The sequence below is a fragment of the Pseudoalteromonas denitrificans DSM 6059 genome (genome assembly GCF_900112265.1).
Classification (GTDB): Bacteria; Pseudomonadota; Gammaproteobacteria; order Enterobacterales; family Alteromonadaceae; genus Pseudoalteromonas; species Pseudoalteromonas denitrificans.
The window spans coordinates 36,238-49,559 of sequence record NZ_FOLO01000038.1 but is presented as its reverse complement, the minus strand read 5'-3'; the positions used below and the strand labels follow the sequence as shown (position 1 = coordinate 49,559).

Genomic DNA, 13,322 nt, shown 5'->3' with positions numbered 1-13,322 from the left:
TTTATTTGTTTATTTGTTTATTTGTTTATTTGTTTATTTGTTTATTTGTTTACAAGATAGTAAAAAAAGAAATATTGTCAAATAGTTTACATCTTTAGAGAAAAAGAAGTAATGCACCTTCTAGTCCTTCGATTACAATAAATTTAGCTGTCATTACGACCCTTTTTTAACTTTAATTGGTATTTTCTTACTGCTGAATTATGTTGCGATAAATTTTCTGAAAACTGGTGGCTGCCATCCCCTTTTGCAACAAAATAATAATAATTTGAAGACATAGGTGATAAAGCTGCTTTGATGGCTGCATACGATGGCATAGCAATAGGTGTTGGCGGTAATGCTTTTATTCTATATGTATTATAAGGCGTATATTGCTTTAAATGTGCACGAGTTAAATCACCATCAAATAATTCTGCTAAACCATAAATTACAGTAGGATCAGTTTGCAGGCGCATTTTTTTATGTAAACGATTTATAAAAACAGACGCGATCAAAGGCCTTTCGCTGGCTTTAGCCGTTTCTTTCTCTATAATTGAAGCCATAATTAATGCTTCATAAGCATTTGAATAAGGTAGGTTTTTATCTTTTAATTGCCACAGTTCATTAAGTGCTGCTTTCATTAATGCATGCGACCTTTCTAATAATGATAAATCTGTATCGCCTGCCTGATAAAAATATGTGTCAGGGAAAAGCCAGCCTTCTACTTTATTTTGTTTAATATTAAGCGCGTTTACAAAAAAGCCATCCATATTTGATAAGGTCACTTTTTTTATATAAGGTAAATTGTTGAGATTAGCGAGTACTTGAGAAAAACTTTCCCCTTCAATAATTCTAAAACTAAATAAATGAACGCGACCACTATTGATACGCCTTAAATTATCAAGTAATGGGGCTGGTTGTAATTGATACACTCCAGCCTTAATATCTGTCAATTTTGGATCTAACTTAGCTAATATTTGCAAACGCCAACATCCTGTTGTCAATTTTTCAGCCTGCCATTGTTCGCATAATGCATTTAGCCCCGTACCAGGTTTAACTTCAAATAACCTTGATGTGGTAAGGTTTAATGACTCTTTTTGTATTTGTTGAATTTGTGAATAAATATATACAAATACAACAGCTACAAAAACAGCACAGCTTAAACTTATTAACTTAATCAATTTCATCATAATTATTTTTAATACGATTTTAATGCTTCGTATTACTCATCATGTCCTTTTTTATTTGCGAAGCTAATTCTAAATCAAAAGAAGCCTCTTGTACGGATTTTATTGGCACTAACCCCATTAAACTATTACAACAAAAAACAGCGTCCATATTTTTGAATTCAGATACGGAGATATTGACTTCATCAAAGTGTATTTTAGACATGAGATATTCACGATAAACACCTTTTATTCCTGCTAGATCTAATTTAGGCGTAAGCCATTGCCCTTTTGCATAACACACGACATTAGCTATCGAAGTTTCTATTACATTATTATTTAAATCAAGAACAAGGGCATCATGGCATTGATTTTTTACAATATCTTGCTTGATCAAAACCTGTTCCATTCGATTTAACGTTTTCATTCCAGCAAGCAAAGGTTGCAGCCCTAGTTTTATTTGAGATATTTCAAGTTCTAAACCAGAAAGTTGCAAATTTTGGTAATTATCAGGGTAAGGCATCAGAGTTAATACCTGAATAGGCTTTTGTTGCAAAGGTTGCGCATAACCTCTCCCTCCAGAACCTCGAGTGATCAAAATCTTTAAAACAGCAAGGTCTTGATCAGAACAAAAATTTATTATTGCACATTCTAAATCTTGAAAATTAAATTCAGGAAAGCCCAATCGTTGTTGACACTCAATTAACCTCAATTTATGAAAATTCCAATGTACCACCTGACCATTTACAACTTTAGCTGTTGTAAAAAAACCATCACCATAATTAAGGCCACGATCATTTAATGCAATTGATTGTTCCGGTGAATTATTTAATATTCTTGTATAGTGGTTTTTTATTTTAGTCATGTATAAAAAAACCTGGCAGTTGCCAGGCTTTTATAAAATAATCTCTGGTGCAGGGATTATACCCCTACACTAAATATTTGTTTAAACTTTTTTGAAAAGTAACGAACCATTTGTGCCACCAAAACCAAATGAATTACATAAAGTATATTCTAATTTAGCGTCTCTAGCAGTAAAAGGAACATAATCTAGGTCACATCCTTCATCAGGGTTATCCAAATTAATCGTAGGTGTTACTTTTTGGTGTTCTAAAGCCAAAATACAAATGATAGACTCCACAGAGCCCGCAGCCCCTAATAAATGACCCATCATAGATTTAGATGAACTTACCATTACATCTTTAGCAGCATCACCAAATACTGATTTTATTGCTGCGGTTTCAGCTTTATCTCCTGCATTTGTTGAGGTGCCATGTGCATTAATATAACCTACTTGATCAGCATTTATTTTTGCATCATTTAAAGCATTGACCATAGCAGCCGCACCACCTGAACCATCTTCTGGCGGTGAAGTCATATGATATGCATCACCGCTCATGCCAAAACCTGATAATTCAGCATATATTTTTGCGCCACGTTTTTTAGCATGTTCATATTCTTCAACAACAATCACACCTGCGCCATCTGATAAGACAAAACCATCACGATCTTTATCCCAAGGACGAGATGCAGCAGCGGGATCATCATTACGGGTTGATAATGCACGTGCAGCATTAAAGCCACCCATACCAATGGGTGTACATGCACGCTCAGCACCACCAGCAACCATAGCATCTGCATCACCATATGCTATCATACGAGCTGCATGCCCTATATTATGTAAACCTGTAGTACATGCCGTAGCAATAGAGATGTTAGGACCTCTTAGACCATGCATAATAGACAAGTGACCTGAAATCATATTAATGATGGTTGATGGCACATAAAAAGGTGACAATTTACGCGGCCCACTATTTAGCATTTTTATATGATTATCTTCAATAAGGCCTAAACCACCAATGCCAGCACCCACTGCAACACCAATACGGCCTGCATTTTCTTCTGTCACTTCTAAACCTGAATCTTTAAAAGCCTGAACACCCGCTGCAACACCATATTGAATGAACAAATCCATTTTTTTAGCGTCTTTTTTAGGCATATATTCTGTTACATCAAATTCTTTAATATTTCCAGCGAATTTAGTGCCAAAATTAGAGGTGTCAAAGTGAGTAATAATATTGATACCACTTTTAGCATTTAATAAACCTTGCCATGTTGATGTCACATCATTACCTAACGGTGTTAACATACCTAAGCCAGTTACTACAACTCGACGTTTAGCCACAGAGACCTCCAGAGAAATAAAATATTGGGGAGTATATAAATTTGATTAAATAATGATTTTTCAATGAAAATTATTATTTAATTAACTTGAACGTATTATGATAGATACAATAAGGGCAGCGAGTGCTGCCCTTAAAAACAAACTTGATTATTCAGCGTGAGCTTGAACGTAATCAATTGCAGATTGAACAGTAGTGATTTTTTCTGCTTCTTCATCAGGGATCTCTGTATCAAACTCTTCTTCAAGAGCCATTACTAGCTCAACTGTATCTAAAGAATCTGCACCTAAGTCATCAACAAACGAAGCTTCATTTTTTACTTCGTCTTCTTTAACACCTAGTTGTTCAATTACAATTTTTTTTACGCGTTCTTGGATATCGCTCATTCTTTTTTCCTTTATTAAAAAACGCCTGTGCGTTATTTTTCAGATTGTGGCGTAGTTTACGTTGCTAAAATGTCTGATTCAAGTCTTTGATCCGACTTTTTTCCTGGTCGAACCTCTTTAATCAGAAACTCATAGTTTATCGCTTATTTTCGCAGCAATTTCAAGTGTTTTTGCTGCGAGCTTAAGAAAAACTATGAGAATATTGATCTAAATTGTGACAAATTGTTTTATATGTAAAAACTTAAAGTTTAACTAAATAAACTTAATGAATATTTAATTAAATAATTATTAAAGTTTAAATCATATACATACCACCATTTACATGTAAAGTTTCACCTGTTACATAAGCCGCTGCATCAGAAGCTAAATATGTCACCGCAGCAGCAATTTCATCAGGGTTACCTAAACGACCCGCTGGTACATTTGAAAGTGTGGACGCTTTTTGATCATCCGTTAATTCATTTGTCATATCTGTTTGAATAAAACCAGGTGCAACAACATTAATCGTTATACCACGAGATGCAACTTCACGTGCCATAGATTTAGTAAAACCTATCACTCCCGCTTTTGCAGCAGCATAGTTTGCCTGGCCAGCATTACCCATAATACCAACTACAGAACCGATGTTAATAATGCGACCTGAACGTTTTTTCATCATAGGTCGAAGCACAGCTTTAGATAAACGAAAGATAGAACTTAAGTTTGTATCTATAATGTCATCCCATTCTTGGTCTTTCATACGCATTAATAAATTATCTCGGGTAATGCCCGCATTATTGACTAATACATCTAAATCACCTAAATCAGCTTTAATTGCATCGAGTGTTGCTTTAATTGAATCACTATCGGTTACATTTAACGCATAACCTTTACCTGAATCGCCTAAGTACTCGCTAATTTTAGCCGCACCAGATTCACTTGTGGCAGTACCAGCAACTGTGGCGCCTTGTGAGACTAACATTTGTGCGATTGATTTACCGATGCCGCGACTTGCGCCAGTTACTAAGATAACCTTTCCGGTTAAAGAAAATAAATTACTCATAATTTTTACTCTTACTTTAATTAAAGTGTATTTAATGCTTTTTCAAATGAAGCAACATCATTAACTGATGTACATGATACAGATCGATCAATTCGTTTTGCTAACCCCGACAATACTTTTCCTGGGCCAAATTCAAAACTTGTAATTATGTCATTACTTGCAAATTTTTGTACGGTTTCAGTCCATCTAACAGGGCAATGTAATTGGCGAACTAGAGCATTTTTAATTATCTCTTCATCCGTCTCAATTGTCACATCAACATTATTAATAACAGGAACTACAGGCTTACTAAATGTTAATGTTTCCAAATCTTTTGCCAGTTTTTGTGCTGCTGGTTTCATTAATGCGCAATGTGATGGCACGCTAACAGCCAATGGTAAAACACGTTTTGCTCCCGCTTCTTTACATGCTAATGAGGCACGCTCAACAGCATCTGTACTGCCTGCAATCACAACTTGTCCTGGTGAATTAAAGTTAACAGCTGATACTACCTCACCTTTTTCACTTGCTTTACATGCCTTAATCACTTCATCATCTGCTAAGCCAATCACTGCAGCCATGGAACCAGTTCCTGCAGGTACGGCTTCTTGCATATATAAACCACGTTTTTCAACTAATTTAACCGCATCTGATAATGAGATCACTCCAGCACATACAAGTGCAGAATACTCACCTAAACTATGCCCTGCTAAAACATCTGGTGTTTGACCATTATTAGCTAACCAATGGCGATAAATAGCAACACTAGCAGTCAATAATGCAGGTTGTGTTCTGTGTGTTTCATTTAAACTCTCACTTGGACCATTTAAAACTAAGTCAATTAAATCATAACCTAAAGCATCAGCAGCCTCATTAAAAGTTGCTTTAACGACGTCAGATGATGCAATTAATTCAGCTAACATTCCTACTGACTGTGAACCTTGCCCAGGAAATAATATTGCTAATTTTTCAGACATTTTTTTATCCAATGTATTTTATATTTATATAAAACCTAGATTTTCAGGTAAAGACAATACCAAAAAATTCTCATTTTATGTTTATCGATTTACTTAAACCGTATCAGTTGTTTTAAATCAGTATTATGTGAATGCATTTCGGAAGATAATCCCGAGAAAAATACCCAAGAATAGATAAGAAGTTTAAGCGTTTTTATTTATAATTTCTTCAAATTTATACCGAATTTTTTCGGGTAATTGGCGCTCAACCTCTCTAACAGCTTCTTCTATTGCTGCTAAGAAAGCTTTTTTTGAAGCATTTCCATGACTTTTAACCACAATACCGCGCAATCCTACCAGACTTGCACCGTTATACTGGTCGGGGTTCACTCTTTTATAGAGTTTTTTTAATACGGGGAACAATAATAAGGCTAAAAATTTGTTAAATAAGCTTTTATTAAGTGCTTTTGTTAATTTATGTACGATAAGTTTGGCTATACCTTCACAGGTTTTTAAAGCAACATTCCCTGTAAAACCATCACATACTATGACATCAGCTTTGCCAGAAAATATATCATTTCCTTCACTATACCCAATATAGTTTATATGTTCACTACATTGCAGTAATTTAGCCGCTTCTTTAATACTTTCATGTCCCTTTATTTCTTCAGCACCCATATTTAATAAACTCACTTTAGCTGAGTCTATATTTTGCGCCTGCTCAGCCACAACAGCTCCCATTACTGCAAACTGAAATAATACCTCACTGTCACAAGTAACATTTGCACCTAAATCAAGTAAATAAACAGGTTTAGGAGTTTGAGTTGGTACTGTAGAAATTAAAGCTGGACGTTTAACACCAGGTAACATTTTTAATACATAGTGTGCCATCGCTAGTAATGCACCGGTATTTCCAGCTGTAACACATGCTTGAGCTCTGCCAGATTTAACTAAATCTAAAGAAATACGCATTGATGAGTCTTTTTTATTGCGCAGCGCTGATGAGGGTAAATCATCATTGTTAACAACTTCAGAACAGTGTTCAATTAAAATACGAGGATGTGTTAGTGCATCGAGCTTTTTGAGTTCACAACGAATTTGGCGTTCATTGCCACACAAAATTAAAGTGAGGTGATCTATCAGGTTTACCGCCTCGACAGCAGCAGGAAGAGATGAACGGGGGCCGTAATCGCCCCCCATTATATCTAACGCTATGGTTAGATTATTAGACATAAAATAGTTTCCGTTAAGAAATTACTTTAACGCCTTTGTAGTAACCGTCAGCTGTTACGTGATGACGACGATGAGTCTCACCTGAAACTGCATCAACTGTTAAAGTTGGGTTACTGATCGCGTCATGAGAGCGGCGCATGCCACGTCTTGAACGAGATTTCTTACTTTTTTGTACTGCCATAAGTCTTCTCCTAAGAATTTTTCTTAAGTTGTTTCAATATATCAAATGGATTTGGTTTTTCATCTTGTTCATCAATTTCTCCAAAGCTTAAAGCTTCTTCAGAATAATGGCATGATGCCTCGTCATGAGTAGGTACTATTGGAACCATCAATATTAATTCATCTTCAAGAAGAGAATAAATATTGATTTCTCCGTCTTCGTCAAGCTCAACCGGATCATACCGCTCAGGCAAGTCTTCAGACTCAGCACCCATTTTAATCGGAGAATAAGCAAAGCTCAGCTCCAAATCCAACCCTAAATCGTCATTACATCGCTGACATATTACCAAGGCTTTCGCTTTTACGTTACCGCAAATAGCAACCAGACCTTGATGGTCTTCTTTGCAATGAATTTCTACCTCTATCTGACCAACTAATGCCTTTAAAGCTTCCCCTAAACGGGTAAACTCAGACTGCTCAATATAACCATCATAAGATAGTTGATGATGAGCAGATTTTGCAGGATTAATTTTTACAGGAATTTTTACCTTTTGCATAGGGGCTGCATCTTATAGATAGTTAACTACATAGTCAAAATAAAAATGATACTTTCCTTTGCATTTCGCTTGTTAGCAATTTATTCTGCTAAAAAGTAATCATAAAATACAAATCATGACTCCAAAGCTCATTTTAGCCTCTACTTCACCTTTTCGTAAGACCTTATTAAATAAATTTAACATTCCTTTTTTAGTAGCATCTCCAAACATTGATGAAACTGCTTATGAAAATGAAACAGCCCAAACATTGGTTGAACGACTATCAATAGAAAAGTCACAAGCAATAAGTACACAATTTGAAACTGGCATTGTAATAGGTTCTGACCAAGTTGCTGTATTTAAAAATGAAATTATTGGTAAACCTCATAATAAAAAAACTGCAATTGCACAATTGACACAATTCAGTGGCAATAAAGTCACTTTTTTAACTGGTCTTGCACTTTATAAAATTGAAACGAAGCAAGTACTTAGCACAGTAGAAAAATTTCAAGTGCAATTTAAAACATTAACACCTGAACAAATAGATGCTTATTTAGAAGCAGAGCAACCCTATAATTGTGCAGGGAGCTTTAAAAGTGAAGGCTTAGGAATTTGTTTATTTGAGCGTTTCATTGGAGATGACCCCAATTCTCTAGTAGGTTTACCACTTATTGCTTTAAATCGGCTTTTGTTAGAGTGGAATATAGATATTTTATTACTGCAAAAATAATTTTCATGTGGAAAAACCATCTACAAATGATCATTCAATTGTAGATGGGCTCTCAATTCAAATTTAGTACCTAAGCTAATAAAAATAACAACAAGACTATTATCTTCAGTCAAAAAAACTAATATAGATCACAAATGCAGCACAAGATCACTAAAACTATCTACAATCGCAACAGGTTCATGAACTTTTAACTCATCTTTTGAATTAACCCCAAAAGTGACACCAATTCGATCCATATCAATTGCTTGAGCCATAGACATATCAATCCTTGTATCTCCTATCATGACAGCATCTTTAGCCGTTAACTGAAATTGTTCTAATATTTGTATTAACATTTGAGGAGATGGTTTTGATTTAGCATCGTCGGCACTTTGCGTAAAATCAAAATAGTGTCCCAGTCGAGTTAATGCTAGTAGCCTATCGAGACCTTGCCTTCCTTTTCCTGTTGCAATCGCTAATTTATACCCTTTTTGCTGTAGTTTGATTAATAAATCTTCAACACCATCAAATAAAGGCGTCTCAGTCGTGTCTTTATTAATATATTGATCTTTATAATTTAAAATTAATTCACTGTGTAGTGCTTCATTTTTAGGAAATAGCTGCACCATCGCCGCTGGTAAGCTTAAACCTATAATTCCTTTTGCCTCATTAACTGAAGGTACAGGCAACTGACAAATTTTAGCAGACGTTTGAATTGATGAAACAATTCTTGCGATGGAGTCCATAACAGTGCCATCCCAATCAAAAATAACTAATTTATATTTCATTTTCGATTTTTCTTTTATTAACCTCTTGCTTTAATATTTTGATAGTTTTTATCAAAATATTATCCAATGGTGCTTCAACAGTCATTTTCTCTTCAGTGATAGGATGTGTAAAAGTTAAATCATGCGCATGTAAAAATAAACGATTTAACCCTTTTTCACGCATATAAGCATCAAAACCTTCATCACCATATTTATCATCACACGCAATTGAGTGACCTTTACATTGAGTATGTACTCTAATTTGATGAGTCCGCCCTGTAACAGGAGAAGCTTGCACTAAAGTACATTCCGCAAACCTTTGCAATACTTTGAAACGCGTATGAGATGCTTTACCCTCAGTCTCATCTACACGTACAATACGTTCACCCGACTTTAAAGTGTTTTTCCTAAGGGGTGCAGTAACATTTTTAACTTTTGTTTGCCAGCTACCATCAACTAACGCCCAATAGTTTTTTTCCATTGTTTTCTCTCTAAGCTGCTCATGTAGGCCTTTTAAAACAGAGCGTTTTTTAGAAATCAGCAAACAACCTGATGTATCTCTATCTAACCTATGAACAAGTTCTAATGCGCGCTCATTTGGGCGTAAACTTCTCATTGCTTCAATTAAACCATAACTTAATCCACTGCCACCATGAACAGCCATACCCGATGGTTTATTAATAACAATTAAATATTTATCTTCATAAACAATTGCACTTTCCAGATTCGCAATTTTATCTAAGTTTTTTGGTACAAACTCTTCTTTTTCAGCAATGCGTACAGGTGGAATACGTACATAATCATTTATTTTTAATTTATAAAGCGGTTTAATTCGCTTTTTATTTACGCGAACTTCCCCTTTTCTCAGGATTTTATAAATCGCGCTTTTAGGCATGCCTTTTAACTTAGTTAAAAGAAAATTATCAATTCTTTGACCCTCATGGTCTTCGGTAATTGTTACAAAAGTAACCTTGCTGCCAGTTTTTTCTGACGCTTGTGTTTTTTCAGACATTGTATAATCACTGATTTGAGTAATAATTTAGTTGCTAACAGGCTAAGAATAATGGGATAATCCCGTTGAAAATTGCCTGTAAAGCAGGAATTTTGGTGCTTTTTTGCCAAAGCAGATACTGTGCTGCACACTCCGGATAAGTGATCATACAGATTCAAACTCTGTTTTCCAAAAGATTTTATAGATATCTGGTTGTCATGTGCCTTTAAATTGCGTTGATGCGAGTAATATATCAGCAAGAGATTTAACACAGCTGCTGCAAAAAGCGAATGTAATGAATATGTCATCTCCGCAAAAAAGAGAACATATCGTTCAGCAAAGATCCCCTGAAAACCGGAAATATAATTCAGGTTTAGGGAAGTAGAAAAGTAATTCTTAAGTTACTCCAGTCGTGAGATTGTATATAAGACAAAAGAAACCAGACTGAACGCATATTGATAAACTCAAATAGCGAAGTGACTTTAAATAATAAAATAGAGTAACAATATGAAACGTATGCTAATCAATGCTACGCAGCAAGAAGAAATGCGCGTAGTACTGGTTGACGGCCAGCAACTTTACGATTTAGATATCGAAAGCCCTGGTCACGAACAGAAAAAAGCCAATATATATAAGGGTAAAATTACCCGTGTAGAACCTAGTTTAGAAGCCGCATTTGTAGAATATGGCGCTAACCGACATGGATTCTTACCATTAAAAGAAATCGCACGCACTTACTTCCCTAAAGGATATACTTTCAAAGGTCGCCCAAATATTAAAGAGGTGGTAAAAGAAGGACAGGAAGTTATCGTTCAGGTAGATAAGGAAGAGCGCGGACAAAAAGGTGCTGCACTTACTACATTTATTAGTGTTGCTGGAAGCTACCTTGTACTTATGCCAAACAACCCAAGAGCTGGCGGTATTTCACGTCGAATCGAAGGGGATGAACGTACTGAACTCAAAGAAAGTTTAAGCCGTTTAGAGTTACCAAAAGGCATGGGGTTAATTGTTCGTACTGCGGGTGTTGGTAAATCATTTGAGGAGTTAAATCACGATTTAAATTCTTTAATTCTACACTGGGAAGCAATTCAAGCTGCTTCTGAAACAGGCCCAGCACCATTTTTAATTCACCAAGAAAGTAATGTGATTTTTCGTGCAATACGTGATTATTTACGTCGTGACATTGGCGAAATCATCATAGATAAAAAATCAGTCTTTGAAGAAGCTAAATCCCATATTGAGCGTTTTCGTCCTGATTTTATGAGCCGCGTAAAGCTTTATCAAGGTGAAATACCTCTTTTCACACATTATCAGGTTGAAAGTCAAATTGAATCCGCTTTTCAGCGTGAGGTACGATTACCTTCTGGTGGGTCTATTGTAATTGATCCTACTGAAGCACTTACGTCTATTGATATCAACTCGTCTAAAGCAACTAAAGGCAGTGATATTGAGGAAACAGCACTAAATACGAACCTAGAGGCAGCTGATGAAATTGCTCGCCAACTAAGGCTACGTGATTTAGGTGGTCTAATTGTAATCGACTTCATTGATATGACACCGCCTCGTCATCAACGTGAAGTTGAAAATCGATTAAAAGACGCTGTACGACCGGATCGTGCTCGTGTTCAAGTAGGTAAAATTTCTCGCTTTGGTTTACTTGAAATGTCTCGCCAACGCTTACGCCCTTCTTTAGGTGAAGCAAGCCAACATGTTTGTCCTCGTTGTAATGGCCAAGGCACAGTACGCTCGAATGAATCTTTAGCACTGTCAATTTTACGTTTAATTGAAGAAGAAGCATTAAAAAATAATACAGCCCAAGTGAACGCTATGGTTCCGGTTGCAGTTGCTGCTTATTTGTTAAATGAAAAACGCCGAAGTGTACGTTCTATAGAAAAACATCATGATTGTGAAGTTATCATCATTCCAAATCAGCATATGGAAACACCACAATTTGAAGTACAACGTTTGACTAGTGATAATACAATTGAAACAGTTAGCTTTAATCAAATACAGGAACCAAAGAAAACGTCTCCTGAATTTGTAAAAACAAAAACTGTATCAAAAGAACAACCAGCATTACAAAATGTTGTTATCGCAAAAGATAAAGCGCCAACACCAAATACGCCAGTCGAAAAAAGTTCAGAGCCTGGCCTGTTAACTAAATTAGGTAACTGGATAAAATCTTTATTTAATACTGAAGTTGAAGCTAAAGAGCCTGAAGTTGTAGAAACTCCACCTCGTAATAAACGTCAATATGATAATAAACGCAGAAACCCGCGAAACCGTAATCAACGTCAAAAACAAGGTGAAGATAACGACAAGTCAGGTTTTGAAAACAAACGTCCTAACCGTGATAAAAGCGATAGCAATGAAAATCGCGACAATAAAAATAAACGTCGCAATAATCAGGGTAATCGTAAACCTGCAGCAGCTCAAAATGAAAAGGCTCCAGAGCCAAAAGAGCAAAGAGTTAAAGAACGTCGCCAACGTAGAAATACGCGTAAAAAAGTACGTATTCAAGAACAAGCTGAAGTTGCAAAAAATACAACTACTGAAGTGAGTTCTGTTGAAGTTACAACTCCAGTGGTTGAAGCAATAAAAGTTGAAAAGCCTAAACTTAAAACCGAAAAACTTGAAAATAGAGATATTAAAGTAAGCCAAAAACCTGTCTCTGCTAATATCAAAGTTGAAGAAACTATTGCGGAAAACACAACTGATGTTGAAGCTGTTAAAGTTGAACCAGTTCAAGCTTTAGAGGTTGAACCAGAAGTTAGTACTGATGTAGTCGGTGATGAGCAAGAGCCAAGAACTCGATCTCGTCGTTCACCTCGTCATTTACGTGCTGCGGGACAACGCCGCCGTAAACCTCAAGAACAAAATGAGAAAAACATTGAACTTGAAGTAACTGAAGCCCCGGCTTTCGTACCTGTGGCAGATCAAGCAATGGCTGAGCAACAAATTGAAGCTCCAATTATTATTGATACTGTAGAAACCATTACTGAAGAAGTAAAAGTTGAAGCACCTGTTGTAGAAACAGTTACTGCTGAAGTGGAAGTTGAAACACCTGTTGTTGAAACCGTTACTGCTGAAGTAAAAGTTGAAACACCTGTTGATGAAACTGTTGCTGCTGAAGTGAAAGTTGAAGCGCCTGTTGTTGAAACCGTTACTGCGGAAATGAAAGTTGAAGCACCTGTTGTTGAAACCGTTACTGCTGAAGTGAAAGTTGAAGCACCTGTTGT

Annotated in this window: 14 protein-coding genes; 3 read left to right on the top strand and 11 right to left on the bottom strand. The window is 35.9% G+C overall.

The features are described from left to right. Positions 1-143 precede the first annotated feature (143 nt). The 9 genes from mltG to yceD form a co-directional block, all read right to left on the bottom strand. Positions 144-1,166 carry an endolytic transglycosylase MltG gene (mltG, locus tag BM088_RS18675; protein ID WP_091988186.1) on the bottom strand — a complete coding sequence of 341 codons (1,023 nt, stop codon included), beginning with the start codon at positions 1,164-1,166 and terminating at the stop codon, positions 144-146. 19 nt (positions 1,167-1,185) lie between these two features. After that, positions 1,186-2,007, bottom strand: coding sequence for an aminodeoxychorismate lyase (pabC, locus tag BM088_RS18670; protein ID WP_091988183.1), 822 nt, complete (start codon positions 2,005-2,007; stop codon positions 1,186-1,188). A gap of 81 nt (positions 2,008-2,088) precedes the next feature. Further along, positions 2,089-3,327 (bottom strand): beta-ketoacyl-ACP synthase II, encoded by a 1,239-nt coding sequence (gene fabF, locus BM088_RS18665; RefSeq protein WP_091988180.1) that lies wholly within the window; start codon positions 3,325-3,327, stop codon positions 2,089-2,091. A 147-nt stretch (positions 3,328-3,474) separates the two neighbouring features. Then, positions 3,475-3,711, bottom strand: a complete 237-nt coding sequence (gene acpP / locus BM088_RS18660) for an acyl carrier protein (RefSeq protein ID WP_091988178.1) — start codon at positions 3,709-3,711, stop codon at positions 3,475-3,477. A 295-nt stretch (positions 3,712-4,006) separates the two neighbouring features. Beyond that, positions 4,007-4,753: a 3-oxoacyl-ACP reductase FabG gene (gene fabG, locus BM088_RS18655; protein WP_091988175.1), complete on the bottom strand. Its 747-nt coding sequence runs from the start codon at positions 4,751-4,753 to the stop codon at positions 4,007-4,009. 20 nt (positions 4,754-4,773) lie between these two features. Next, positions 4,774-5,709, bottom strand: coding sequence for an ACP S-malonyltransferase (gene fabD, locus BM088_RS18650; RefSeq protein WP_091988173.1), 936 nt, complete (start codon positions 5,707-5,709; stop codon positions 4,774-4,776). A gap of 183 nt (positions 5,710-5,892) precedes the next feature. Continuing rightward, the gene (gene plsX / locus BM088_RS18645; protein ID WP_091988170.1) at positions 5,893-6,921 is read right to left on the bottom strand and encodes a phosphate acyltransferase PlsX; all 1,029 of its coding nucleotides are present in this window, start codon (positions 6,919-6,921) and stop codon (positions 5,893-5,895) included. 13 nt (positions 6,922-6,934) lie between these two features. After that, entirely contained in the window at positions 6,935-7,102 is a 168-nt protein-coding gene (gene rpmF, locus BM088_RS18640; RefSeq protein ID WP_042143954.1) for a 50S ribosomal protein L32, read from the bottom strand. A 10-nt stretch (positions 7,103-7,112) separates the two neighbouring features. Continuing rightward, positions 7,113-7,637 (bottom strand): 23S rRNA accumulation protein YceD, encoded by a 525-nt coding sequence (yceD, locus tag BM088_RS18635; protein WP_091988167.1) that lies wholly within the window; start codon positions 7,635-7,637, stop codon positions 7,113-7,115. 115 nt (positions 7,638-7,752) lie between these two features. Here yceD and BM088_RS18630 point away from each other — a divergent pair, with 115 nt between their 5' ends. Then, positions 7,753-8,346 (top strand): Maf family protein, encoded by a 594-nt coding sequence (locus BM088_RS18630; RefSeq protein WP_091988165.1) that lies wholly within the window; start codon positions 7,753-7,755, stop codon positions 8,344-8,346. Positions 8,347-8,474: 128 nt separating this feature from the next. Here BM088_RS18630 and BM088_RS18625 read toward each other — a convergent pair whose 3' ends face one another. Further along, positions 8,475-9,113 carry an HAD-IIIA family hydrolase gene (locus tag BM088_RS18625; protein ID WP_091988162.1) on the bottom strand — a complete coding sequence of 213 codons (639 nt, stop codon included), beginning with the start codon at positions 9,111-9,113 and terminating at the stop codon, positions 8,475-8,477. Then, positions 9,103-10,104 carry a 23S rRNA pseudouridine(955/2504/2580) synthase RluC gene (gene rluC / locus BM088_RS18620; protein ID WP_091988160.1) on the bottom strand — a complete coding sequence of 334 codons (1,002 nt, stop codon included), beginning with the start codon at positions 10,102-10,104 and terminating at the stop codon, positions 9,103-9,105. Before rluC ends, BM088_RS18625 begins: the two co-directional genes overlap by 11 nt. 199 nt (positions 10,105-10,303) lie before the next feature. On the opposite strand from rluC, the gene BM088_RS27310 reads away from it, so the two are divergent. Both BM088_RS27310 and rne read left to right on the top strand, forming a co-directional pair. Then, the gene (locus BM088_RS27310) at positions 10,304-10,468 is read left to right on the top strand and encodes a hypothetical protein (protein WP_177208102.1); all 165 of its coding nucleotides are present in this window, start codon (positions 10,304-10,306) and stop codon (positions 10,466-10,468) included. 122 nt (positions 10,469-10,590) lie between these two features. Next, positions 10,591-13,322, top strand: a 2,732-nt coding sequence (rne, locus tag BM088_RS18615) for a ribonuclease E (protein ID WP_091988158.1), incomplete at its 3' end; no start/stop codon positions are given.